Below are 25,141 nucleotides of genomic sequence, written 5' to 3'. Positions count from 1 at the left end.
TCGACGAGACCTGGGTGCGGCCCGGGGCGATCGTCGTCGATGTGGGGATCCACCGAACGGAGGACGGTCGCCTTGTCGGCGATGTCGAGGCCTCGTCGGTCGGGGAGATCGCCTCCTGGCTCAGTCCAGTCCCGGGGGGCGTCGGGCCGATGACGGTCGCATGTCTGATGGCCAACGCGGTTCGCGCGGCGGAGCTGCAGGGCGGAGCGGAGGCATGAGCGGCGAGGTCCTGAGCGTCTCTCAACTTCTCGCCCTGGCGAAGGACGCGATCGAGACCGGCACGGAGCCTGCCTGGGTGGCCGGCGAGATCACCGGATGCAAGCGGCATCAACCGTCGGGACATCTCTACTTCGATCTGAAGGACTCGAAGACGCGGGTCGCGTGCGTCATGTGGCGCGACGCGGCCCGGAAGCTCCGGTTCGAGCCCGCCGATGGGATCGAGGTTCGGGCCCACGGCAGCCTAGGGATCTACGAGGTGCAGGGCCGGTTGCAGCTCTATGTCGACGCGATCGAGCCGGCAGGACTCGGCGAGCTGCAGGCCGCCCTGGAAAGGCTGAAGGCCAGGCTGGCGGAGGAGGGGCTTTTCGCCCTCGAACGCAAGCGGCCGCTACCCCCCTTCCCGGAGAAGATCGGCGTCGTCACGTCTCCGACAGGCGCGGCCGTGCGGGACATCACGAGGGTGCTGGGGGAGAGATGGCCTCTCGCCGAAGTGATCTTGAGCCCCTGCCAGGTTCAGGGAGAGGGGGCCGCGGAACAGATCGCCCGAGCGATGGGGGCCGTGGCGCGGGAGAAAGACCTCGACCTCGTCATCCTCGGGCGGGGTGGCGGGAGCATGGAGGATCTCTGGACCTTCAACGAGGAGACGGTCGTGCGAGCCGTCGCGGCATGCCCGGTCCCGGTCGTCACCGGCATCGGGCACGAGATCGACATCACCCTCGCCGACCTGGCGGCCGACCTGCGAGGGGCCACGCCTTCGCAAGCGGCGGAGTTTGCCGCCCCTGCGGCGGTCGAGGTTCTTCGCTTGATCCGGCACCATGGGGCTCAGCTCCGTCACAGGGCGGAGGCGCGCCTCAGCATCGGAGCCCTGCGGCTTTCGAGGCTCGAGGGGAGCCACGGCCTCAAGCGTCCGCGCGACATAGTCCGGCAGAGGGCGCAGCGGCTCGACGAGATCTCCTCCAGGCTGCAGATGGGCTGGGTGGGCGGGATCACCGATCGCAGGGGCCGGCTTGACGGCCTGGTTCGCAGGTGGAAGGCGAGGGATCCGCGAGAGGTCGTGCGGCGCGCGCGTCTCAGGATCGGCGAGCAGGCGTTGCGCTTGCACGCCGCGGCCGCGCGCTGGTGCCGGTCAATGCGGGAGCGCGTGGCGGCCCGCGACGCTCACTTGGAGGCGGTAGGCCCCCGGTCGGTTCTGGAGCGCGGCTATGCGATCTGCTTGCGCGAGGCGGATCGGATTCCCGTCCGATCGTGGGAGCAGGTGGCCGAAGGCGAGAGCGTGGAGGTCGTCCTCTCAAGGGGCGCCCTCGGGTGCGGAGTGATCGAGCGAAGGGAGGACTGGGGATGAAGGCGAAGCACCCCTCTCCGGAAGGAGGGGCGCCTCTCTCTTTCGAGGAGGCGCTTGCGAGGCTCGAGAAGATCGTCCAGGCGCTGGAGGGACAGGAGCTGCCCCTGGAGCAGACCCTTGCGCTCTACGAGGAGGGGACGTTGCTGGCGAAGGAGTGCGGGCGGAGGCTCGACGAGGCCGAGCAGCGAATCCGGTCGCTCGCCCCGCAGGAGACGGCCGGCAGCGGCGAGCGCGAGGAGCAGGATGAAGAAGAGGACTCGGGCGACTCGGGACTCCCGTTCTGACGCCTGCGCGACGCGAGGGCCGGGCGGCGCGTGGGGTCGGTGGCTCGAGGGGGAGCTCCCTCGGATCGAGGTCGCCCTGCGCGACATCCTGCGCCTCCGCCGCGATGTGCCCCTTTCTCTGCAGCGCGCGATGCGCTACGCGGTCTTCCCGGGAGGAAAGAGGCTCAGGCCCGCCCTTGCGGTGCTGGGGCATCGGACCTGCGGCGGGCGTTCCGCGCGGATCTATCGCGTGGCCGCGAGCCTCGAGCTGGTCCATACTTTCACGCTGATCCACGATGACCTCCCCTGCATCGACAATGACGACTACAGAAGAGGGAGGCCGAGCTGCCACCGCGCCTTCGGCGAGGCCCTGGCGGTTCTGGCGGGAGACGCTCTCTTGAATCGCGCCTACGAGGTCCTGAGCGAGGAACGGGATGTCGCCCGCCGGGCGGCGGCGATACGATCCCTCGCGCGCGCGGTCGGAGGGACGGGCGTGCTGGGCGGGCAGGTCGACGACATCGCCGCGGAAGGTCGAAGGGTCACGGAGGAGACGCTGCGCGGGATCCACAGGAGGAAGACGGCGAGCCTGATCAGCGCCTCCCTCAGGATCGGCGCGGAGTTCGCAGGGGCGACGCGAGAGAGCCTCCGCGTGCTGGATCGTTTCGGAGATGAGCTGGGTCTCCTCTTCCAGATCGTCGACGACATCCTGAACGTGGAGGGGAGCGAGAAGGATCTGGGCCGTCCGGCGGGCAGCGATGCGAGGCTCAAGAAGGCGACCTACCCGCGGATCGTCGGAGCGCTCGCGGCTCGCAGCCAGGCGCGAAGGCGCGCGCGGGCCGCCTCAAGAACGGCCGCGACCTTTGGACGGATGGCCCCGGTGTTCGAGGATCTGGTGCACGCCGTCGCCTCCAGGGTGGACGGCGTATGGCCGGAGGATGAGACGTGAACAGTTTCAAGCGGATCGCCATCGACCCGAACCTCTCGAAGCCAGGGTGCGACGCGGCGGTTCGGAACCTCACGAACTGGCTCGAGTCCCGCGGCCACGAGGTGATCGTCCCGCCCCACGTCCTTCCCACGCCGAAGGGAGCGCGCGTCGCGGAGCGCGACGATCTGGCGAAGGAGTCGGACCTCGTGGTCGTCCTCGGCGGGGATGGAACGCTCCTCTCCACCGCGAGGAGGGTCTATCCGCACCGTGTCCCGATCCTCGGAGTGAACTTCGGCGGTTTGGGCTTCCTGACAGACATCTCCGTGGAAGAGATGTTCCCTGCCCTGGAAGGCGTGCTGGCGGGCGATTACCGGCGGGAGACGCGGATCCTCCTCAGGGCCGCGATCATTGACGAGGCCGGCCGCACGCGCGATCGTCGCCTCGCGATGAACGACTTCGCGATTCACGAGGTCGGCCATCGCCTGCTGACCCTCTTCCCCAAGATCGGCGAGAGCGAGATGGGCGAGGTCAAGGCCGACGGCCTGATCGTCGCGACGCCGACCGGGTCGACAGCCTACTCCCTGTCGGCCGGCGGACCGATCGTCGAGCCTACTCTTCGGGCGTTGATCGCGACGCCGATCTGCCCGCACATCCTCTCCATGCGGCCGATTCTCTTCCCGAGCGACCAATCGATCAGCGTCCGCTTCGCGCCGCCGGAGGCGAGGGTGCAAGTCGTGGCCGACGGCCAGGAAGCGGTCGATCTCGGCCCAGGCGAGCAGGTCCTGATCCGCCGCGCAGGGGGGACGATCGAGTTCCTTCTCTCCCGTAAGAGCAGCTTCTATGACGTCCTGAAGGAGAAGCTGAAGTGGGGAGGATGAGTTGCTCGAACGACTGAGGCTCGAGTCCTTCGTGATCCTGTCGGAGGCGGAGATCGCCTTCGGGAAGGGACTGAACGCCGTCACCGGCGAGACGGGAACGGGCAAGTCGATCCTGATCGACGCGATCGGATTCCTCGCGGGAGGGCGAGGCGACACGGACTGGATCCGGGAGGGCGCCGGCAGTCTCATGGTCGAAGGGCTCTTCAATCTCGAGCGGCTCCCCGCCGCGGCTGCCATGGCGGAGCGCCTCTCCTGCGCTCCGCAGAGCGGCCGGATCCACTTGAGAAGGGAACTGGGCCGGGGCGGGAAGGGAAAGGCGTGGATCCAGGGTCGGAACGCCCGCCTGTCCGATCTGCGGGCTTTGGGGGAGTGCTGCCTCGCGATCCACGCGCAGGGCGAGCACCGGCGCCTCCTCGATCCTGCGGTGCAGCTCGATCTGGCGGACCGGTTCGCGGGCTGCCTGCCCGAGAGAGATGCCTATGCGGCTGCCCGGACGCGGTGGCGGGATCTGGCGGGGGATCTCGACGCGAGCAGGAGACGGCTCGAGGATCTGCTCGACAAGGAGGAATGGCATCGCTTCCAGCTCGAGGAGATCGATCGGGCAGGCGTCTCGCCCGGCGAGGAGGCCGCGCTCAGGGAGCGGCGCATCGCCGCGGCCTCGGGGCGCAGGTCGGCCGAAGCCCGCGACGATCTGGAGGCCGGCCTCTTCGAGCAGGAGGGATCCTGCGCGGATCGCCTCGAGTCGGCCCTTCACGGACTCGGGGGGCTGGGGGACGAGTGGCGGCCGTTTCGTGAGGAGATCGTCGCCGCGCGCGAGGCGCTGCGACGGGCCCGGCGCCTGGTCCCCGCCTCGGAAGCGGCGGAGGAGGATCTTGACGCAATCGACGAGAGGCTCGCGCTCCTGTCGCGCCTCAGGAAGAAGTACGGCGCCTCCGAGGACGCGATCCTCGCGCGGCGAGCGGCCGTCGCGGGCCTTCTGGAGGAGACGGACCGGCTGCGGCTGGCCGTCTCCGACCTGGCCCGGGAGGCGGAGCGGGCGCGAGAAGCCGCCTCCTCCACTGCCCAACGGCTGCACTCGGCGCGCGTCAGGGCCGCTCCCGCCTTGGGCCGCGCCGTGACAAATGAGCTTCGCGATCTCGGAATGTCCGGAGCCGCCCTCGACCTTGTCCTGGAGACGGAGGAAGCCGGTTCCGAGGAGGGTCTTCCCATGGACGGCGAGGTTCTGCGGGCCTTCCCGGACGGCGTCGATCGCGGTTACCTTCGCCTCCGGCCGAACCCGGGGGAGGGGGCGGGCCCGCTCGCCTCGGTGGCGTCCGGGGGGGAGCTGTCGAGGAGCCTGCTGGCGCTGCTCGCCGTCCTGGGCGGCCGCGAGGAGCCCCGGACAGCGATCTTCGATGAGGTCGATGCTGGTGTGGGGGGGGCGACCGCCGCGGCGGTCGCGCGGCGTCTCGAGATCCTCGCCGCGACCCGCCAGGTTCTCCTTGTGACCCATCTGCCCCTGATCGCCTGCAGAGCGGAGGAGCACCTTCGGGTGGAGAAGACCGAGCGTGCGGGAAGAACGCACGCGAGGGTTTCGCCCCTGGACCGAGAGGGGCGGATCGGGGAGCTGGCGCGCATGCTCGCAGGGGAGATGGACTCAGTGATCGCTCGCAAGCACGCTGAGGCCCTGCTGAGCGGCCCGAGTCCCGCCGCGCCCTTGCGATCGACGCGTCGATCTGCTACAGCTTGATCGCGCGGGAAGGGGCGGTGGCCCGTGTTCCCGCGGAGCGCGCCCGTAGCTCAGCTGGATAGAGCGCTTGCCTCCGGAGCAAGAGGTCACAGGTTCGAATCCTGTCGGGCGTAAGATGCATCCTGGCCGTCCGGCGCTGCCGGACGGCCTTGACCGTTTCGGGGCGGGCGCTCATCCTGACATGACAGGCGGGGGCGGCGGCGCGGCCATGCAGCCTGCCGGGAGGAGATTGCGCGATGCAACGCGGTATCCGAGGATCCCAGCCCGTCTCGCCGATCGGCCCCGAAGCCTATCTGCCGCTCCTCCTGACCGTGCTTGCCCGCATCGCCGTCATCGTCGCCCTCGTCTGGTTCATCGTGATCGCCCTGCCTCTCCGCGAGAGGATCCCTTTGCCGCGGCCCACGATCCCGGGAGCGATCGCAGCGGCCGGCGCGCTCGCCCTCTTCATGCTCTGGCGCGTCGTGGCCTCCCTGCGCGCGGCTCTCCGGGCGTGGAGGAGCCGCGAAAAGCCCACGGATGGGCATCCCTGAGGCACGACCCTTGCGCGCTTGAGCCCTCCTCACGGGAGGGACTCGAGTGCCGGTCAGCCAGGAGAGGCCAGGGGATCTCAATCGGCTCCTCATGGAGATCCTCGATCTCGGAGAGACCGACCGCGCATGCGCGCGGCAGAGAGCCCTCGCGGGGATCTGTCGGGGCCTGGAGGTCGATGTTCTCTACACGGTGATCCCCGGAGAGGGCGGATGGGTCAAGAGCGCGGTGGGTCCCGACGGAGGCCTCGGGACGCAGACCGCCGCCCACCTCACGGGCGTGGCGAGGCATGTGCTCTCGCGACGTTCCCGATTCCTCGAGACCCGTGTGCAGGCGCACGGAGGGTTCCATCGCCACCAGGACGGGTGGCCGGGTCTTGATGTCGGCTCCTACATCGCGTTGCCGATTCACCGCCGGGGAAAGTGCCATGGAGTACTGGTTCTTCTTCGCTCCGCTGAACGGCCATCCTTCCGCACGGAGGACCTCGTCGCGGCGGAGCTGCTCGGCGATGCCCTAGCGATCAGCGAGGCGAACGACCAGCGGCTCGCGGAGGTCGAGAGGCTCGCCCGGACAGACGCGGCAACGACCTTGCCCAACCAGCGCGAACTCCGCGAGATCCTCCGTCGTGCGCTTCTGCGGACGGCGCGCCTGGGGTTGCCGCTGAGCCTTCTGCTCATCGAGGTCGATCCGGGTGCGCGGGTCGCCCTGCGTCGCGGACGCGCGGCAGCGGATGCGAGGCTGCGCGAGGTCGCGGGCGCCCTCGCTCGGAGCATCCGCGGAAGCGACCATCTGACCCACTACTGCGGCTCTGCGCTCGCCCTCGTTCTCCCGGAGACTCCGCGCGATGGGGCCCTTGTCCTCGTAGCCCGTCTCAAGCAGGCCCTGGCCCGCATGATGTCGGACTTGGGCCTCGGCGAGGATTGCGCCTGTTCCTGGGGCGTCGCCTCGGCCCCCGACGATGGGACCGACGTCGCCAGGCTCCTGCATGCGGCCGCGGAGGCCCTTCACGTCGATCTGCGCGAGATGCTCGCGGGACCGGCCGGGGGCGTGACCGAGACCCCCGCGCCGGCCGGCAAAACCGTTGTCGCGCCGCTTCCGCACGCCGGCGCCTCCGCCGGTCGCCCCGTCTCCTCGCCGACGGATGGGGCCGCCGCGTCCCCCGGCGGTCTCGCGGCCTGAGCCGGGATTGTCCGCCTCGGGTCCTGTCCCCCTCCCCTCCGTGTGCTAGGATCAGACTCAAGAGGGGCAACTCAAGGGAAGGCGCGACCCGATGATCACCTGCTGGCGCGTGGCAATGTGCGCCCTGGTCCTGGCGGCGACGGTCGCCGCCGGCGCCAACGCCCAGGGCTTCGGCCAGAACAAGGTCCAATACAAGGACCTCGCATGGTCGGTCATCGAGACCAAGCACTTCCGCGTCTACTTCTATGAGGGGGAGCGCGCCGCGGCGATGGACGCGGCACGGATGGCCGAGCGGGCCTACACCCGCCTCTCCACCATCCTGCGACATCAGATCGAGCAGAAGGTGCCGCTCGTCCTGTACGCCTCGCACGCCGACTTCCAGTCCACCAACGTCATGACGGGCCTGATCCACGAGGGGACCGGGGGGGTGACCGAGTTCCTCAAGCGGCGCGTCACCCTCCCCTTCACGGGCGGCTACGGCGACCTGGATCATGTGCTGACGCACGAGCTGGTCCATGCATTCCAGCTCGACATCCTCTACGGGCAGGGACCCCGGGGTCTCTCCAATCCCTTCGGCATCTACCAGCCGCCCCTCTGGTTCATGGAGGGGATGTGCGAGTACCTCTCGGTCACGAAGGTCGACAATCTGACCGAGATGTGGCTTCGCGACGCCGCCCTGCAGGGGTACCTCATCGATCTGGAGACGCTCGATCTCGTGGGCGACATACGCGTGTACAGGTTCGGGCAATCGATCTTCGCCTACATGGGCGCCACCTTCGGGGATGATCGGATCGGCGAGCTCCTGAAGCGCGTGGCGAGGACGCGCAACCTGGATCGGGCATTTCGCGACGTGCTCGGAATGACGGTCGAGAAGTTCAGCAAAGACTGGATGGAGGATGTCCGCAGGACGTATCTGCCGCAGATCCGCGACCACAAGAAGCCGGAGGAGTGCGCGCGCCGTCTGACCGATGGGCAGAAGTCGCTCTCGACCTTCCATCTCGCGCCGGCGCTGAGTCCCGCGGGGGACAGGATGGTCTTTCTCTCGGACCGCTCCCTCTACATCGACCTCTACCTGGCGAGCGCCCTTGACGGGAGGATCGACCGGCGCCTCGTGAAGGGGGACCGGCGGGAAGCGTTCGAGTCGCTGCGCTTCCTGAATGCTTCGTTCGACTTCTCGCCTGACGGGGAGACGCTCGTGTGCGCCGCCAAGGTGGGGGGGAGCGACGCGATCTACCTGCTCCAGGCCGAGGATGGCCGCACGCTCGATCGGTTGCGCTTCCCCCTTGATGGGATCGCCAACCCGTCCTTCTCGCCGGATGGAGGCTCGATCGTCTTCGTGGGTCTCGATGGGGGAAGGAGCGACCTGTTTCGCTGCGATCTGGAGGGAGGCTCCTTCGAGCGCCTCACGGACGATCGCTACCTCGCCCTTTCCCCGCGCTACCTTCCGGACGGGCGCTCGATCGTGTTCGTCACGGACCAGGGCGAGGGGACCGACTTCGAGAATCTGATCTTCTCGCACACGCGCCTCGCGATCCTCGACCTGGAGACCCGCGCCGTTCATCTGCTGCCCGGCATGTCGGGGATGAACACATCTCCCCAGGTCTTCCCCGACGGGACGAGGCTCCTCTATGTTTCCGATCGGACCGGGATCGCGAACCTCTACATCCGGGACCTCTCGAGCGGAAGGGATGCGCAGATCACCGATCTCCTGAGCGGAGTGACAGGCGTCGTCCCGCTGGCGCCCGCGCTGTCCCTCTCTCGGGACGGCCGGCGCTGCGTCTTCTCGGCGTTCGGCAGCGGCACGTGGGATCTCTTCGCGATCAAGGACCCGATTACCCTGGCGAAGTTCGGCGATGGCGCGGCGATCGACACGACCGGGATCGCGACTGCGCTCCCGTTCGGCGGACAAGACTCGCTCTCAACGGCCGTCCTGCGGCGGACGGATGTCGTCATCGAGAAGGCCGAGATAGCTGGTGGGGGCGGGGGCGAGCGGACGGCTCCGGTCGATGCCGTTGAGCCGGCGGGGACGCCGCGGGAAGCGGCAGGAACGGTCGCATGGCTCGACAGCCTCGTCGCCGCCCCCGACACCCTGAACATGCGCCCGCGTCCGGTGGACCTGACGGCCTCGCCCGACAGCTCGGGTGGACCGGATCCTCCTCCCCGGGTCGGCGATGTCTTCGCGCTGCACAAGGAGCTTCCCGACACGACCGGGTTCAAGATCGATCGCTACAGGCTGAGCTTCTCGGTGGACTACGCCCAAGCCAACGGCTTCTTCGCATCGAACGTTGGCGTGGCCGCGCAGACCTACCTGCAGTTCTCGGATGTCCTCGGGGATCACAATCTGCTGATCGGTGCTGACGTCTACGGCGACCTGTCCGATTCCGATCTCATCGTCCAGTACGCGAATCTGGCGAACAGGATCAACTACGGCATCGCCCTCTTCCAGGTGCGCGAGGACTTCTTCCTGTCCACGGCCGAGTCGACCGACGAGTTCGTCAGCCAGATCTACCGCGGGGGAGAGCTTGCCCTCTCGCGCCCGTTCAGTCGATTCCGGAGGGTGGATCTCACCCTGGAGGGGCTGCGGGTCTCGGAGACCGTCTACAGGCAGTCGTACTACGGGCCCGACTACATCGCCTTCGATCCGGCCGAGAAGTCCGAGCTCTACTTCGTGCGACCGGGGATCGCGCTCGTGCACGACAACGCCCTCAATGGAAGCACGGGCGCGATCGCAGGCGCTCGAAGCTACCTCGGCGTCGATGTCTCGCTCGGCGACATTCAGGCCTCTCGCTGGATCGTCGACAGGAGGAGCTACTGGAACGTGAGGCAACGCTATGCCCTCGCGCTGCGGACGATCGGCGCGACGAGCCACGGCCGCGATCCGCAGGTCTTCCGCATCGGGGGGCCGTTCACGCTTCGCGGTTTCGACTACGGAGAGCTCTCGGGGAGCAACGTGGGGCTCTTGAATCTCGAGTTCCGCTTCCCCCTGATCGAGGTGCTCCAGCTCGGCTGGCCGCTTCCCCTGGGGATGCGCGGAGTCCGCGGGGCCCTTTTCTTCGACGCGGGGGCCGCCTGGAGGGACCACGAGCTGTTCCGGGCCTTCAGGACGACCAAGGGGCGATTCGGTCTCGATGACATCCGGGCCTCCTACGGACTCTCCGTCGCGTGGAATGTGGGGTTCGCGGTCCTCCGATGGGACCTGGCCCAGAGGACGGACTTCCGCGAGAACATCGATGATCCGCGCGGCGTGTTCACTATCGGCAGCGGATTCTAGAAGGTGACTCCTGCCCTCTCGACCCTGGGATCCCGCGGGTCGGCGGCGATCGTGTGCGCTCTCCTGGCGCTCGCCATCCGCCTGCCGTTTCCGACCGATCCTGACGCCGCGCGCGCCTGGACCCGGGGGGCCCTCGCGCTCCAGGGGCTCCGCCAGGCCGGGGAGGTTGGAGAGGCCCGGACCGAACTGCTCGTGACCATCCCCCTGGCTCTGGGGCAGAACGCCGCCTATGCCGCGTCGGCCATAGCGGGGGAGGCCGCGGCCTCGAACCGCAGCGCCTGGATCCGCGAACGAGAGTCGCTCTCCCGCGCCATCTTGGCTATTCTCTGGACGGCTGCCGCCGGGCTGGCCGCGGGACTCGCCGCACGGCAGGGACCGGGGCTCTGGGGCTGGCTCGCAGGGTTTCTCGCCGCATGCGCCCCGATCGGGATCGCGGGATCCCAGAGACTGGAAGGGTGGGCGCTCGCGGCTCCCCTGGCCTTGATCGTGAGCGGCCCCGGCCGCCATCGTCTTCACTTCCTCCTCTGGTCGTTCATCCTCTCCCTGACGCCCCTGGGGATTGTCCTGGCAGCCCTCGGCCTCATTCTGGGCGGCCGGGCTCGTCGTCTCGCCGTTCTGCTCTCGCTCCCCATCTGGTTTGGCCTCGAGCCGGGGCGTCTGACCGCCCCGGTCGAGGCGATCTCCCGGCTTCCCTTTCGGTTCATTGCCGCAGGGTGGCCGGGAATCGGGGATGGGCCCGCGGGGCGGCTGCTTGTCGCGAGCTGGACTCCAGGCGTCGTTGTCCTCGTCCTTTGCGCGACAGGCGGACTGCTCCTTCGCCGGGAGGCGACGGCGCGCCTGCGACTCGCGTGGATCGCCTCGCTATGGCTGCTGCCTGCGATCCTCGGCGCGAGGCGTCCCGATGCGGTCGGCCTTGCCGTTCCAGTAGCGGCGGCGCTCTCCTCCGTCGGCGCGGAGGCGATTCACTTGCGCGCGCGCAGGAATCGGGCCGGGCTTCGAGCCGCGCTGGCGATCGGGATCGTTCTCCCCGTCGCTTGGGGGGCGCAGGTCCAGATTCGGGCGCAGCTCGATCGCTCCGGGCGGGCGGCGAAGCTCGCAGAGACTCTGGCCAGGGAGGTGGGACGCTCGGGGCTCCTCCTGCGGGACGCATCGACCCCCGAGGCTCCCGATTCGATCCCCTCATTCGTCCTGCCCACGCATATCGAGCGGCCTGAGCGGTGGGACTTCGCTCACTGGCCCGGCTGGTTCGGCCCCTTCACGCACGCGCTCTTCACGGCCCGCTCGCTCGATGCGATCCGTTCCGACATCTCGAGGCGCCCGGCGGGAGCGGCGCTGCTTCGCGCGCTGGCCCTGCGCGCCGACCCGATCGTGAGCGTGGGCGATCCGGCGACCGATCGCGGGGCGCTCGTTCTCTTCCGCCTGCGCGAAGGCCATCCATGGAGACCCGAAGAGGGATTCGAGGAATGGAAGAAGATCAAGGGGGGAGCGGAGGAGGCCCGCTTCCTCTCCGATCTGGCCGGGTTTCTCGCGGGGAACGATCGACAGTCGCAAGCGATCGATCTGCTTCGCCTCGCGATCAAGTGGGATCCTCGGAACCCGCGGCTCTGGAACAATCTGGGCTCGGCCCTTCTCATGGAAGGCGAGGCCGTGGAGGCGGCCGAAGCGCTGCAAGAGGGGCTCGACCTGGAGCCCCGATCGGTCGAACTCCGCTACAACCTCGCGAAGGCGTTTCTCGCGGGCAACATCCCGGGGCGCGCGGCGATCGAGCTGTCGAAGGTGATACGGGATCAACCGGGGTTCGCTCCGGCCCACTACGAGCTGGCCCGGGCGGCCGCCGCGGAGGGGAACTGGGCGCTGGCGGCGCAAGCCCTCGAGACCTATCTGCGGCTTCAGCCTGCCGCCCCAAACAGGGAGCAGGTCGCCTCTTCTCTGGCTGAGGCAAGGAGACGGGCGGGGGAGGGGAGGCGCGGGCAGTGAGCGTCCGGGCCATCATGCTCCCGAACTGGATCGGCGACGCGGTTCTCGCCGCGCCCGCCGTGCGCCTGCTCACGCGAGCGGATGGAGGTGCCCGCGCGGTCCTCGTCGCGCACCCGCGGGTCGCTCCTCTCTATGGTCGCTGGCCGTGCCTGTCGTTGCTGGTCTCGGGCAGGGGGATCGGCGGCATGGCGCGCGTGGCGAGACGATTGCGAAGGGGCGGCGTCGAGGAGGCGATCCTCTTGTCGCCTTCCATGAGATCCGCTCTGGTTCCATACGTTGCCGGGATCCGCGCGAGGGTGGGTTACGCCAGCGACGGGAGAGGCGTTCTCCTCACGCGCGCCCTGCCGGTTTCCCCGAGAGAGGTCCACCTGGCGAAGCAGTACCTGGCGCTCGCCGCAGGGCTGGCGGGCTCCTCCGATCATTCCCGCGGTCGCGCCCGCGCCATCGATAGCGACGAGGATCTGGATCCCGCGCTTCCGATCGGCGACGACGAGATCGACGAGGCCGCGCGGCGCCTCTCCGCGCTGGGGTTCGAGGGGAACCGGACGATCGCCCTCTGTCCCGGGGCGACGTATGGCGAGACGAAGCGCTGGCCTCTGAAGCACTGGGTTCGGCTCGGCAAAATCCTTCAGGCCGGGGGCCGGCAGATCGTCATCGTGGGCGGGGGGGACGAGAGCCGGGCGGGACAGACGCTTGCCCTGGAGATCGGGCGCGAGACGCGATCCCTCGCCGGCGAGATGAGCCTGAGGCAGAGCCTCGCGCTTCTGCGCCTCGTCGCGGGCGCCGTCAGCAACGACTCCGGCGCGATGCACCTCGCGACGGCCGCCGGCTGTCCGGTCGTCGGGCTCTTCGGATCCACGAATCCCGAATGGACCGGCCCGCTGGGGAGGCGCTCGGCCGCCCTCTCCCTCGGTCTTCCCTGTTCCCCCTGCTACGGCAGGAAGTGTCCGACCGAGATCGAATGCCTGCGCGATCTGCAGCCCGAGATGGTCGCGAGACGGTTGGCTCTGCATCTCGCTTCCCCGGCTGCGGAGGGAGGGCGGTCCTGATGGGAAAGCGCGCGGTTTTTCTCGACCGGGATGGGACGATTCTCCAACTGATCCCATACCTCCACGAGGCGGATCGGGTTCGTCTGCTGCCCGGCGTCGCCGAGTCGCTCCGGCGCCTCGGGGAGGCGGGATATGGGAGGATCCTCGTCACCAACCAGTCGGGAGTCGCCAGGGGCTGGTTCGGTATGGACGACGTCGAGGGGGTCCACGATCGGCTGCTCTATCTTCTTCGGGCGGAAGGGGCCGATCTGGACGGCATCGAGATCTGCCCGCATCATCCTGATCACACAGGTCCCTGCTCCTGCCGCAAACCGGCGTCGGGGATGATCGAGCGCGCCGCCCTGCGGTTCGGTCTCTCCTTGAAGGAGTCGTGGGTCATCGGAGACCGGATGGATGACCTTCTGGCCGGTGCCGCCCTGGGCTGCCGGGGCATCCTGGTCCTGACCGGCTATGGACAGGAGGAGGCCAGGCTTCGCGATCCCGCCCGTCTCGCGGATGCCTGCTACGTCGCTCACGATCTTGCCGCCGCGGTCGCTCACTTGATCGCTGTCGACGGGAGCGTTGGGCCGCCGGCCTGATGCGCCGGGCGGGGCGGCTCAGTGTGGGGTCAGGCGATAGGATGTCCCGTCGACGCGATAGAACCACCTCTGCACGGTCGCGTCCGCGACGGGAAGCCCCTCCGTCTGGAGCGACGCGAGATCGGACGGATAGGCCCCGTTGCGAAACCGGTAGACCTCGATCAGTCTCCGCAGGTCTCCCTCTTCCCACTGCGCGCGGGCCTGGTCCCAGAGCCCCCGATCGACCGCAAGACGGCGGTCGATCCACGAGCTCATCGCGACGACAACGAGGATTGCCACGAGTCCCATGATGACAGGGGAGCGTCGCAGAACTTCCCGCGCGCCGCTCTGGACTGGTTTCTCCTGCGCGGGACGATCCAAGATCTGAAGCCACCCCTCAAGGATGCCCGTCGTGATCGTCTCGTAGACGTCATACTCGCCCAGCCCCGTCGCGTCGACGATCTCCTGGATCGTGCGCCGGCCATCGGTCTGCTTCGAGACCGCGCGCCGGAGCGGATCCGAGGTGATGACCAGCTCACCCCCGCCGGGAATGCATGGGACCAGCGTCGGCGGGATTTCCCCCTGCTTCCAGGCAGCCAGCTCATCGAGGCGTCTCATGGCGTCGAGGAGCAGGCTGTCCATCGAGATGCCCGGATCGAAGACCCGCTCGACCGCCGCCAGGGGATGCATGGAAAAGTGGCCGCGGTCCCACAGGAGGACGCGGTCGAGCGTCGCCTCCGTCACGGCGCGATAGACGGCCTCGCAGGTCTCTCGCTCGATGCGAGAGACGGAGCGGAGCGCCTGCCACGCATTCCGCCTCGCGTCACGCACTTGCTCGATCAGCGGAAGGGCTTCGGCCGGAGAGATGTGCCCGAGCGCGACCATCGTGTCGATCAAGGGCTCTCTGCGGCCCGGCTCGACGCTCTCGATGGCGACCAGGAGGCCGTCCTGGAAGTGGAGGTCGATCCGCGCTCCTCCCTCCTGGAGCCTCAGCGTCACGCTCTTGCGCTGTGTGCCGATGAGCTGCAGGGTCTCGAGAACGCTCAAGTCGCGCAGGCTTCCCTGGATCGGCATCGTCCGCCCTCCCGGCCGGCCTAGGCGGCCAGCTTGTACGAGTCCCTCTCGAAGAAGTGACGGACGCTAGGCCGCCGGACGACGCGGTGCGCGATCCATGCCGATCCGCCTGCGGAGAGGATCATCAGCGCGAGGCCGAAGAGCCCCAGGATCTCCTCGATCCCCATTGTGAGGGGGGAAGGAGGGAGAGCCGATGCCACGCCCGTGGCCAGCAGGAGACCCAGAAGGAAGAGCCATGCGAGTAGCGCGCCGCTCAGCGGACGCCCGCGAGCGATCAGGCCGACTCCGGGCAGAAGTACCGCGCCCCAGTCCCTGAGACGGTCCTCGAGCCCTCGATCCTCCCCCATGACCCGGCGGAGAAGGAGGCGGCCGCGCTCGCGCTCGCTCGGCATGCCGAGCAGGCTCGCGCATCGCCTGCAATAACTCCGCGCCGATACGCGCGTGACGCACCTCCTGCAGACGGGAGTGCCGCAGCGCATGCAGGTCCTCACTCGCAACCGTCTGCGGAGGAGCGCGTCGAAACATCCGCCCGCCAGAAGGGCCGCGATGATCGCGAAAGGAGCCGCGGACGACCGCCCGCCGGGGTAGAGCCAGCTCAGGAACAGGGGGGCGGGCGCGCTCCCGGTGGCGCCCGCCTTCTCCAGGGCCCACAGGTCCATCGCAGACAGAAGGCCGTCGGTCACGTCCGCGGAGGCTCCGTGGCCGCCGATCCTGGTCTCAGAGCGGATGCGGCCGAAGTCGAGGCGCGCCGCTTCGTCGAGCCTCTGGTCGGCTTCCTCGAACCGGCGGAGCCTGCTCAGGGCGACCGCAAGGTTGTACCGCGCCTCCCAGCGAGTGCCCGGAGCGTCGAGCAGGGCCTCGTACGCGCGCGCCGCCCCTGCGGCATCGCCCGACCAGAAGAGGATGTTGGCGAGATTGAGCGAGGCGTCCCGCGCCACCGTCCCCTCGCCGGCCGCTGCACGGGCGAACATCGATCTAGCGTCGTCCAGCTTCCCCTGGCGCCGGCGGATCATCCCGAGGGCGAATGCCTCCGCGGCGGAGTCCGCTCGCCGGTCGGCGTCGGCGATCGCCCGTTCCAGTTCCGGCGTCGGGACCTCGCGCTGCGCACGCGATACGAGATAGGAGGGGGCGCCCGCGGCGATCGGGGCCGCGGCCGGGGAGGCGAGCTTCCAGACGCCGGGCATCAAGAGAAGCCACAGGAGGGCCACAAGCGCGAGACCCTTCTCCCGCCTGCTCAGTTCGCCGCGGGAGAGCCCGGCGTAGGCGGCGGCCGTGGCGGCAAGGCCCCACTGGATGGCGACGGGAACAAGGCAGAGAAGCGTCGCGGTTCCCTTCGCCCTGACGAGACCGAGATGAGACTCGAGCCCCTCGACAAGAACATGCCGCCTTCGGCGGATGTGTCGCAGCCCGAGCGAGGCCAGCGCAAGGACGGCCGCGATCGTGGTCGCGGTCCAGATCGGAGGAATGGCGAGAGCGCAGAGCCTGCGTTGGATCTCCCAGTTTCGCGCGATCGCCCCCCCGGCGCCGGTGATCGCCTCGCTGAAGAGGGCCGGATTCGAGGGGGCGCCGAGCCGAGCGAGGCCGAGCCATGCCCCGAGCAGGTCGGGATCGAGTGTGGCGGCGAGACGATAGTTCGAGACCGCCGGCGCCCGATTCCCCGCGCGAGCTGCTTCACGCGCGAGGAGAAGGTGGTGCCAGGCGGCGGCGGGCGAGGCCCAGGCGCCCGTCTCGGCTCTCTCCTGCGCCGCTCGCTCGGCCGGCGGAGCCTCGGCGATAGCCGGGCATGCGACGGCCAGGACCCAGAGAAGGCCCAGGGCCAGGGAGAGAACCCAACCGGCTGCCGCCGTCGAGCGTCTGGATGAGCGCATCGATCGCATCCCCGGGGCTTTTCGATTGACCCTCGCTACCGTGGCCGTTAGCCTCTGAGGCTCATCAACCCCTTATGTTCTATATCGGTAGATCGGATCGGGACTTGAGAAGGGGCTCTCTCGGGAGGACTCAGTGTCTGAGGTTCGCGTAGCCGAGGTCCAACGGTTTGTGGGGCAAGAGGTTCGTCTCCGCGGATGGGTCACCCATGTCCGCTCGTCGGGGAAGCTCGTCTTCATCGACCTCCGGGATGGGACAGGAAGGATCCAGGGGGTCGCATCGAAGGCGGACGTCGCCCCCGAGATCTTCGCCGTGGCCGCGGGGCTATCGATCGAGGAGTCGGTCGAGCTGGAAGGCCTGATTCGGGAGGATCCGCGTTCTCCGGGCGGCTGCGAGATGACGATCCATCGCGTGAAGCGGATCGGCGACTCTCCCGACTACCCGATCACGCCGAAGGAGCACGGCCCCGCCTTCCTCCTCGACCGGCGCCATCTCTGGCTGCGTTCCAGCAGGCCGCACGCGATCCTCTCGATCAGAAACGAGTTCCTCAAGGCATGCAGGGACTTCTTCTATGATCGAGGATTCGTCTTGATCGACGCGCCGATCTTCACGCCCGCCGCCGTGGAGGGGACGACGACGCTCTTCGAGACGCAGTACTTCGATGAGAAGGCCTATCTCACGCAATCCGGCCAGCTCTACATGGAAGCGGCCGCCATGGCCTTCGGCCGCGTCTATTGCCTGGGGCCGACCTTCCGCGCAGAGAAGTCGAAGACGAGGCGCCACCTGATCGAGTTCTGGATGCTCGAGCCGGAGGTGGCGTTCGCGGACCTCGATGCGGTTCTCGATCTCCAGGAGGAGATGATCGTCTATCTTGTTTCGCGGATCCTCGACAGTTGCCGCGCCCACCTGGCCGTCCTCGGTCGCGACACGACGCCGCTCGAGAAGGTGCAGAGACCCTTCCCCAGGGTCAGCTACGACGACGCGGTGGGGATCCTCAATGCGGAAGGGCACCCGTTCGAATGGGGCGGCGACCTGGGGGCCGCAGACGAAACGCTCCTCTGCGCGAAGTCCGACTGTCCCGTCTTCGTCCACAGGTTCCCGACGGCGGTGAAGCCCTTCTACATGAAGACCGATCCCTGCAATCCAAGGCTCTCTCTTTCGGCCGACCTTCTCGCCCCCGAGGGATACGGGGAGATCATCGGCGGCGGGCAGAGGGAGGATAGTCTGGAGATCCTGGAGCGCAGGATCGAGGAGCAGCGCCTCCCGAGAGGACACTACGAGTGGTACCTCGACCTGAGGAGATACGGCTCCGTCCCGCACGCGGGCTTCGGAATGGGCATCGAGAGGACCCTGACCTGGATCTGCGGGATCGACCATCTCAGGGAGGCCATTCCGTTTCCGCGCATGCTCTACCGCCTCTACCCCTGAGAGGGGCCATGCGCCAGCGCTCGGCTCGGGCGGCGGCGGGGACTTTCGCGTTGACGCTCTCTGACCGCGTTCCTAGGCTGGTGCGTCGGGGTTGGCTGTCTCTGCCGTCCGTCTCGTGTGGCCATGGTCGAGTGGAGGGCCCGTCCGGGGGCGCCTGCCCGCGTTCGCTGGAACCTCCGCGCTCGCTTCCGCGTACGGACTCGCGGGCTTCATCCTTCTGGACGAGGAGAACGAAATGAACCACGCCGGATCGGATCATCTGGGTTGCCGCCGGACGGCGGCGATGGCGGCCGCGGTCATTCTGGCCTGGGGCGCGCTCGGATCGGAGGGCAGGGCGGCGGCGCTCTCTGTAGACGAGTGCGTCGAGCTTGCGCGGAAGAACAGTCCCGTTCTGGCTTCTGCCCGCTATGGCGTGGCGGGGGCCAGCGCGAGCCGGCTTTCGGCGACATCCGCCTTCCTCCCCTCCGTGAATGTCTCCGCGGGCTTCAGGCAGACTGCCTCGAGGCCGGGGGACCCGATCTACGCCCTCGATCTGGGCGACTCGTCGCGGCCCTGGAGTCTTCGCGTCCTCGGCTACGACCAGGTGAATGACGGCTACTCGTCTGAGTACAGCGTCACGCAGAACCTCCTCAATCTTCCGGGCGTCTACAGGTATCGCGCCTCGGTCTCCGATCTCGCCTCCGCCCGCGAGAACTTCCGCGCGGGCGAGGCGGACCTCGCCTACGGAGTCCGGCAACAGTACTTTCTGCTATTGAAGGCGATCCTCCTGGAGAAGGTCGCTTCGGAAGCGCTGGCCGTGGCCAACGAGCAGCTGCGCAAGTCGGAGGCCCTCTTCGAGCTGGGCTCGGTCGCCCGCGCGGATGTCCTGCAGGCGCGCGTGAACCGCGCCGCCGCCGATAGGGAGCGGATCGCGGCCCGCAACGCGATCGAGCAGGAGCGGGCGAGTCTCGCCGTCCTGATGGGGATGGATGCGCGCGAACCGCTGGAGATCGTCCAGGATGTCGCCGATCCTCCGGAGATCGTCTCCGATGAGGACGGCCTGACCCGCGAGGCGCTCGAGTACCGGCCCGAGGTCCGTCAGGCGGAAGCGAGGCTGCAGGCGGCCAAGCACAGGCATCGTTCCGCGGTCTGGTCGCAGCTACCGGTGATCGGCGCCGGCCTGAGCTACTCGAAGGGGGCCGACCGGCTGGGAGATCTGACCGATCCCGGCGGCATCAAGGATGACGGCGCGCAGTGGGGCTACTCGATCGGGCTGAGCTGGAACCTCTTCGATGGCCTCGAGACGATCGGCGGCATCGCCGCCGCCAAGGCCGATCTCGCTGCGGCGCGGGAAGAGCGAAGGCTGCGGAGGCTCGAGGCATCCCTTGCTGTCCGTGAGGCGCAGGTCGCGATCCGCAACGGGAACGAGGGGGTGCTCGCGGCGATCGAATCGGTCGCCCTGGCGGAGGAGAACCTGAAGCTGCAACAGGCCCTCTATGAAAACGGCGGCGGCACGATTCTCGAGGTCAACAATGCGCAGGCGGAGTTGACCCGCGCCAAAACCGACCTGGTCAACGCCCGGATCGCGCTGCACGTAGCCCTCGCTCTGCAGGCGCGCGCGCTGGGCCGCTAGGCAACTGACTGCATCTCAGAACGGAGCAAGCGCCCCGCGTGGTCCGGTCCAGGGAAGGAGGGTGAGGGTGGCGAGGATCAACAGGAAGTTCCTTCTGATCGGGATCGCTGTCATTGTCCTGGTCGGTCTCGTCGCGTTGAACTTCAAGCCCAAGAAGTCCTCCAGGGGAGTCCAGATCCGCGTGGAGGATGTGAAGGCCCACAAGATCGAGTCATGGGTCAGGGCTCCCGGCAAGATCCAACCCGTATCCAAGATCCAGGTGTCGAGCAACGTGATGGGCCGGATCGAAGAGGTTCCCGTGCAAGAGGGCCAGAGGGTCCGCAAGGGGGATCTTCTTCTGCGGCTCGACGACGAGCGCTACCGGTCGCTCGTCGAGCAGCTCCGGGCGCAGATCCAGTCAGGCAAGGCGCAGGAGGCCCTGGCCCAGGCGGAGCTGCGGGAGGCACAGCAGAATCTGTCCAGGATCGAGAAGCTCTCCGAGAGAGGGCTGGCGTCCGAGCAGGAGCTGACCTCCGCGCGGACCATGGCCGATGTCGCCGGGGCGCGCCTCCGGGCGGCCGGCGAGGACATCCAGAGAGCCAAGGCCGCGCTCGCCCAAGGGGAGAAGGACCTTCGCGAGACGATCTTCCTTGCGGCCATGGATGGGGTGGTGACCTCACTCAACGTCGAGGTGGGCGAGAACGTCATCACGGGAACGATGAACAACCCCGGAACCGTGATCCTCACCCTCTCGGATCTCTCGGCAATGGAGGTTCTCGCCGAGGTCGACGAGACCGACGTGGTCATTGTGAGGCCGGGGCAGCAGGCCCGGGTCTTTGTCGACGCGCTTCCCGACTCGACGCTCGAGGGGGAAGTGACGCGCGTCGGGCAGTCGGGGAGGGGTAGCACGGGATCGGCCCAGGAGGCGACCAGCTTCGAGGTGGCCGTTCTTCTCAGCGCCCCGCCCGAGGTTCTCCGCCCGGGGATGAACGCGGATGTCGAGATCATGACGGGTAGCGTGGACAGCGTTCTCGCCGTTCCGCTCCAGGCCCTGACCGCCCGCCCGCCGGCCGTCTGCGAGAGATGGAAGGCGAAGCGAGAAGGTCGCAAGCTCACGAAGGAGTCGATGCCCGACACGACGGGCCCCGCCGCCAGGAATCTGACGGAAGGGGTCTTCCTGCTCGAGGACGGCAAGGCGCGCTTCGTGCCGGTCTCGCTGGGGCTGAGGGGCGAGACGCACGTCGAGATCTCCGGCGAGCTGGCAGCGGGCCAGAAGCTGATCGTCGGCCCCTACAAGACGATCCGCACCCTCTCCGATCAGGATCGGGTCCGCCTGGAGAAGAAGAAGGGCGGCGCGAAGAAGAAGGAGACGGAGACCTCCGAGCGGGAGCCCTAGACGATGGCCGGCGATGGCATCCTCATCGAACTGAAGGGGCTGAGCCGCACCTACCACCTCGGCCAGGAAGTGGTCCGCGCGCTCGACGAAGTCGATCTCGAAATCCGCCGCAACGAGTTCCTCGCGGTGATGGGTCCATCAGGCAGCGGGAAGTCGACCCTGATGAATCTGATCGGATGCCTCGATTCCCCAACCGCCGGGACCTATTTCCTGAACGGGCGCGAGGTCCACGGCCTGGACGATGACGAGCTGGCCAGGATTCGCAACGAGGAGATCGGGTTCATCTTCCAGACCTTCAACCTCCTCCCGCGCGCGAGCACTCTCAAGAACGTGGAGCTTCCCCTGGTCTATGCGGGGATCCCGATGGCGGAGCGGCGCCGGCGCGCGCAGCGCGCCCTCGAATGGGTTGGCCTCGGGGATTGCTCCCAGCGCAGACCGAACGAGCTGTCTGGAGGACAGCGGCAGCGGGTGGCGATCGCGCGCGCCCTCGTGACGGAGCCGAGTCTCATTCTCGCCGACGAGCCGACCGGGAACCTGGACTCCAAGACGGGGGAGGAGATCCTGGCGGCCTTCCAGCGGATCCACGACGCTGGCAACACGATCATCCTGGTGACGCACGACGAGGGGATCGCGCGCCATGCCAGGCGGATCGTCCGCCTCCTCGACGGCAGGATCGCCTCCGACACGATCCGGAAGGGCGGGCCTGCGGCGGGGCACGGTTCGTGAAACTGCTCGAAGCGCTGCGCCTGGCGCTCTCCATCCTCTGGGCGAACAGGCTCCGCTCGGTTCTCACGATCCTGGGAAACGTGGTGGCCGTGGGGTCGGTGGTCGCGGTGGTCGCGATCATCGAGGGATTCAACACCTACGTGTCGGACAAGATCCTCTCCACCGGGAGCCACGTCTTCTCGATCACGAAGTTCGGCTTCACGACCGACTCCGAGACCTGGCTCAAGATGCTGCGCAGGCGGAACCTCACGATCGATGACGCTGATGCCCTGGCCCGGCAGATGAGGCACGCCCTTGCGGTCGTTCCGGTGGTCTCGCGCCGGGAGAACCTCAAGTTGGGGCGCGACGAGGCGCGGGGGGCGGCGGTTGTCGGCCTGGGAGACGGCTACCCCGAGCTGCGGACCCTCGAGATCGAGGCGGGACGGCACCTCGGGCGGGACGACGTGCAGGGCCGCGCTTCGGTCGCCGTGATCGGGGAGCAGATCCGGGAGAAGCTCTTCGGCGCCCTCGATCCGATCGGCCGGGACCTCCGCGTCGGCCGCCACCGGTTCACCGTGGTCGGCGTTCTCAAGAAGCGTGGGAGCATCCTCGGGCAGTCGCAGGATGACGTCGTTCTGATCCCCGTGACGACCTACGCCAAGCTCTTTGGAAGCCGCGATCCGATCGAGATCAACGTCCGCGCGATTTCGGCCGAGTCGATGCAGGAGGCGCAGGACGAAGCCGCCCTCATCATGAAGCTCCGCAGGGGGCTCAATCCCTGGGACGAACCCGACTTCGACATCGCGACCTCCGAGATGTACTACGCTCTCTACGAGAACATCACGCGAGGCATCTACGGCTTGACGATCGGTATCGTCGCGATCTCGCTGCTGGTGGGCGGGATCGTGATCATGAACATCATGTTCGTCTCCGTGACCGAACGCACGAGGGAGATCGGAATCCGAAGGGCGCTCGGGGCGAAGCGACGCGATGTGGTGCTCCAGTTTCTCTCCGAGTCGGTCGCGCTCGCGGTCCTCGGCGGACTGATCGGCGTGCTTCTCGGGGTCGCGGCCGCTCTCGCGCTTCGCGGGGCGACCCCTCTGCCGGCGACCATTCGCCTCTGGTCCGTAGCCGTGGGCCTGCTGCTGGCTTCCTCCGTCGGCCTCTTCTTCGGCATCCAGCCCGCTGTGAAGGCGAGCCGGCTCGTCCCTGTGGAGGCGCTCCGACATGAGGTCTGATCGCCGCGCCCGGCGGAGCCTCGCTCCCGAGAACATACGCATGGCCCTGACGACCCTCTGGTCGCAGAAGCTCCGCTCCGGGCTGACCCTGCTGGGGATCATCATCGGCGTCGCCACGGTGATCGCCATGGTGAGCCTGATCCAGGGGCTGAACCAGTCGATCTCGAGGCAGATCGGCTCGCTGGGAAGCGGCGTGCTCTACATCTCGAAGCACGAGGCTGGGATTCAAGTCGGCCCGGTCGAGCGCAAGGAGCGCAAGGACCTGACCGTCGATGACGCCGATGCGATCGCCGCCCTCTGTCCCGCGGTGGCCTATGTCTCGCCGCAGATCTGGGACCAGAAGCGGGTCTCCTTCGGGCGCGCCGAGACCAAGATGGTCGGGGTCGTGGGCGCGACCGGGGACTACATCGCCGCCAACAACTGGTCGATCGGCTCCGGGCGCGCCTTGGCCGAGGACGATGTGCGGCACGGCTCGGCCGTTTGCGTCATCGGTTCCTCCATCGAGGAGAGCCTCTTCCCGTCGGGCGGCGCCATCGGGTCGCGCGTGGCCGTGGGAGACGAGACCTACCGGGTCGTCGGCGTCCTCGAGCCGAAGGGAAAGTTCCTCGGTCAGGACCAGGACCAGATCGTGCTGATCCCCTTGACACGGATGGCGCGAAAGGCGGGGTACGGAAGGGTGGTCGATCACATCGTCGCGGCGGCGGCGGGCCCCGGCCAGGCCGAGGCCGCCCGGGATCAAATCGAGGAGCTCCTGCGCAGGCGACGGGGCTTGAGGGCCGATCAGGAGAACGACTTCGGCATCACCTCCCAGGCGAACCTGATGGAGATCTACGAGCAGGTCACGCAGGGCTTCTACCTTGTCATGGTCCTGATATCGTCCATCGGCCTGATGGTCGGCGGGATCGGCGTGATGAACATGATGCTCGTCTCCGTGAGGGAACGGACACGCGAGATCGGCCTGCGGATGGCGGTCGGGTGCAGGAGGAGGGACCTGATGGGGCAGTTTCTTGTCGAGGCCTCCGTCCTCACGGGGGCCGGCGGCGTGATCGGCATCGTGGCCGGGCAGCTCCTTGCGGTGCTCCTCTCGCTCTTCCTCCCCGTCCCCGCCGGGATCGACCTGCTCTGGGTCGCCGTCGCCGTCGCGGTCTCGGCGTCGATCGGCCTCTTTTTCGGCCTCTACCCTGCCTGGCGCGCCTCGCGCCTCGATCCCGTGGAGGCCCTCCGCTACGAGTAGCCGGCTTCGGGCGACCCGGGACTGCCGCGAGCGGCCTCTCGGAGTGTAGAATCCCCTCCATGGAGCGAATCGAGATCCGAGGAGCGCGCGAGCACAACCTCCGCAACCTCAACATCAGCATCCCCCGCGACAGGCTCACCGTGATCACCGGGGTCAGCGGGTCGGGGAAGTCGAGCCTCGCTTTCGACACCCTCTACGCCGAGGGGCAGAGGCGCTACGTGGAGTCGCTCTCGGCTTACGCCCGCCAGTTCCTCGGCCAGATGGAGAAGCCCGACGTGGACCAGATCGAGGGGCTATCGCCGGCCATCTCGATCGAGCAGCGCTCCGCCGGTCACAATCCCAGATCGACCGTCGCGACGACGACCGAGATCTACGACTACCTCCGGGTCCTCTTCGCGCGGATCGGCGTGCAGCATTGCCATCGCTGCGGGCGGCCGATCGCCAGGCAATCGATCGATCAGATGCTGGATCGCATCGTGGGGGAGATGGGCGGACGGAGGATCCAGATCCTGGCGCCGATCGTCCGCGGGCGGAAAGGGGAGTACAGGAAGGAGATCGACGCCCTCCGCCGCCAGGGTTTCCTGCGGGCGCGGATCGATGGCGCGGCGCGCGAGCTGGAGGAGGAGATCGTCCTCGCCAAGGGCGTGCGGCACACAATCGAGGTGATCGTCGATCGGATCACCGTGGAGGAG

At 68.2% G+C, this 25,141-nt stretch carries 21 protein-coding genes and 1 tRNA gene; 20 read left to right on the top strand and 2 right to left on the bottom strand.

Annotated elements, in window-relative coordinates; all coding sequences use genetic code 11:
• From FJY88_04825 to FJY88_04765, 13 genes are all read left to right on the top strand, one after another.
• Positions 1-218 (top strand): bifunctional 5,10-methylenetetrahydrofolate dehydrogenase/5,10-methenyltetrahydrofolate cyclohydrolase (locus FJY88_04825; protein ID MBM3286658.1); only part of this gene is annotated, 218 nt, incomplete at its 5' end.
• The gene (gene xseA / locus FJY88_04820) at positions 161-1,561 is read left to right on the top strand and encodes an exodeoxyribonuclease VII large subunit (protein ID MBM3286657.1); all 1,401 of its coding nucleotides are present in this window, start codon (positions 161-163) and stop codon (positions 1,559-1,561) included. The genes FJY88_04825 and xseA, both read left to right, overlap by 58 nt.
• Positions 1,558-1,845: an exodeoxyribonuclease VII small subunit gene (xseB, locus tag FJY88_04815; protein MBM3286656.1), complete on the top strand. Its 288-nt coding sequence runs from the start codon at positions 1,558-1,560 to the stop codon at positions 1,843-1,845. Before xseA ends, xseB begins: the two co-directional genes overlap by 4 nt.
• The gene (locus tag FJY88_04810; GenBank protein MBM3286655.1) at positions 1,805-2,770 is read left to right on the top strand and encodes a polyprenyl synthetase family protein; all 966 of its coding nucleotides are present in this window, start codon (positions 1,805-1,807) and stop codon (positions 2,768-2,770) included. Before xseB ends, FJY88_04810 begins: the two co-directional genes overlap by 41 nt.
• Entirely contained in the window at positions 2,767-3,627 is an 861-nt protein-coding gene (locus FJY88_04805) for an NAD(+)/NADH kinase (GenBank protein MBM3286654.1), read from the top strand. The genes FJY88_04810 and FJY88_04805 overlap by 4 nt, the downstream gene beginning before the upstream one ends.
• 1 nt (position 3,628) lies before the next feature.
• Entirely contained in the window at positions 3,629-5,356 is a 1,728-nt protein-coding gene (recN, locus tag FJY88_04800) for a DNA repair protein RecN (protein MBM3286653.1), read from the top strand.
• Between the two features lie 39 nt (positions 5,357-5,395).
• Positions 5,396-5,469: transfer RNA gene (locus FJY88_04795), tRNA-Arg, on the top strand.
• Between the two features lie 123 nt (positions 5,470-5,592).
• On the top strand, positions 5,593-5,886 hold the full coding sequence (locus FJY88_04790) for a hypothetical protein (GenBank protein ID MBM3286652.1): 294 nt from the start codon (positions 5,593-5,595) through the stop codon (positions 5,884-5,886).
• A gap of 46 nt (positions 5,887-5,932) precedes the next feature.
• Positions 5,933-7,063 (top strand): diguanylate cyclase, encoded by a 1,131-nt coding sequence (locus tag FJY88_04785; protein MBM3286651.1) that lies wholly within the window; start codon positions 5,933-5,935, stop codon positions 7,061-7,063.
• A gap of 91 nt (positions 7,064-7,154) precedes the next feature.
• Positions 7,155-10,334: a hypothetical protein gene (locus FJY88_04780; GenBank protein MBM3286650.1), complete on the top strand. Its 3,180-nt coding sequence runs from the start codon at positions 7,155-7,157 to the stop codon at positions 10,332-10,334.
• A gap of 3 nt (positions 10,335-10,337) precedes the next feature.
• Positions 10,338-12,311: a hypothetical protein gene (locus FJY88_04775; GenBank protein ID MBM3286649.1), complete on the top strand. Its 1,974-nt coding sequence runs from the start codon at positions 10,338-10,340 to the stop codon at positions 12,309-12,311.
• On the top strand, positions 12,308-13,360 hold the full coding sequence (gene waaF, locus FJY88_04770; protein MBM3286648.1) for a lipopolysaccharide heptosyltransferase II: 1,053 nt from the start codon (positions 12,308-12,310) through the stop codon (positions 13,358-13,360). The genes FJY88_04775 and waaF overlap by 4 nt, the downstream gene beginning before the upstream one ends.
• Positions 13,273-13,938, top strand: a complete 666-nt coding sequence (locus FJY88_04765; protein ID MBM3286647.1) for an HAD family hydrolase — start codon at positions 13,273-13,275, stop codon at positions 13,936-13,938. Before waaF ends, FJY88_04765 begins: the two co-directional genes overlap by 88 nt.
• A gap of 18 nt (positions 13,939-13,956) precedes the next feature.
• Here FJY88_04765 and FJY88_04760 read toward each other — a convergent pair whose 3' ends face one another.
• Both FJY88_04760 and FJY88_04755 read right to left on the bottom strand, forming a co-directional pair.
• A complete protein-coding gene (locus FJY88_04760) occupies positions 13,957-14,991 on the bottom strand; it encodes a DUF4388 domain-containing protein (protein ID MBM3286646.1) in 1,035 nt (344 codons plus the stop codon).
• A 20-nt stretch (positions 14,992-15,011) separates the two neighbouring features.
• Positions 15,012-16,859, bottom strand: coding sequence for a hypothetical protein (locus FJY88_04755; protein MBM3286645.1), 1,848 nt, complete (start codon positions 16,857-16,859; stop codon positions 15,012-15,014).
• Between the two features lie 133 nt (positions 16,860-16,992).
• Between FJY88_04755 and asnS the strand changes: the two genes are divergently transcribed.
• From asnS to FJY88_04720, 7 genes are all read left to right on the top strand, one after another.
• The gene (gene asnS, locus FJY88_04750; protein MBM3286644.1) at positions 16,993-18,285 is read left to right on the top strand and encodes an asparagine--tRNA ligase; all 1,293 of its coding nucleotides are present in this window, start codon (positions 16,993-16,995) and stop codon (positions 18,283-18,285) included.
• Positions 18,286-18,520: 235 nt separating this feature from the next.
• The gene (locus FJY88_04745) at positions 18,521-19,897 is read left to right on the top strand and encodes a TolC family protein (GenBank protein MBM3286643.1); all 1,377 of its coding nucleotides are present in this window, start codon (positions 18,521-18,523) and stop codon (positions 19,895-19,897) included.
• A 4-nt stretch (positions 19,898-19,901) separates the two neighbouring features.
• Positions 19,902-21,272: an efflux RND transporter periplasmic adaptor subunit gene (locus FJY88_04740; GenBank protein ID MBM3286642.1), complete on the top strand. Its 1,371-nt coding sequence runs from the start codon at positions 19,902-19,904 to the stop codon at positions 21,270-21,272.
• 3 nt (positions 21,273-21,275) lie between these two features.
• Positions 21,276-21,998, top strand: coding sequence for an ABC transporter ATP-binding protein (locus tag FJY88_04735; GenBank protein MBM3286641.1), 723 nt, complete (start codon positions 21,276-21,278; stop codon positions 21,996-21,998).
• Positions 21,995-23,215 carry an FtsX-like permease family protein gene (locus tag FJY88_04730; protein ID MBM3286640.1) on the top strand — a complete coding sequence of 407 codons (1,221 nt, stop codon included), beginning with the start codon at positions 21,995-21,997 and terminating at the stop codon, positions 23,213-23,215. Before FJY88_04735 ends, FJY88_04730 begins: the two co-directional genes overlap by 4 nt.
• Positions 23,205-24,449: an FtsX-like permease family protein gene (locus tag FJY88_04725; protein ID MBM3286639.1), complete on the top strand. Its 1,245-nt coding sequence runs from the start codon at positions 23,205-23,207 to the stop codon at positions 24,447-24,449. The genes FJY88_04730 and FJY88_04725 overlap by 11 nt, the downstream gene beginning before the upstream one ends.
• Before the next feature lie 59 nt (positions 24,450-24,508).
• A partial coding sequence (locus tag FJY88_04720) for an excinuclease ABC subunit UvrA (GenBank protein ID MBM3286638.1) occupies positions 24,509-25,141 on the top strand: 633 nt, incomplete at its 3' end.

The organism is Candidatus Eisenbacteria bacterium (assembly GCA_016867495.1).
In the GTDB taxonomy this organism is placed as follows: Bacteria; Eisenbacteria; RBG-16-71-46; order CAIMUX01; family VGJL01; genus VGJL01.
Note: the sequence above shows the minus strand (reverse complement) of the source record. Positions and strands in the feature narration are given on the sequence as shown.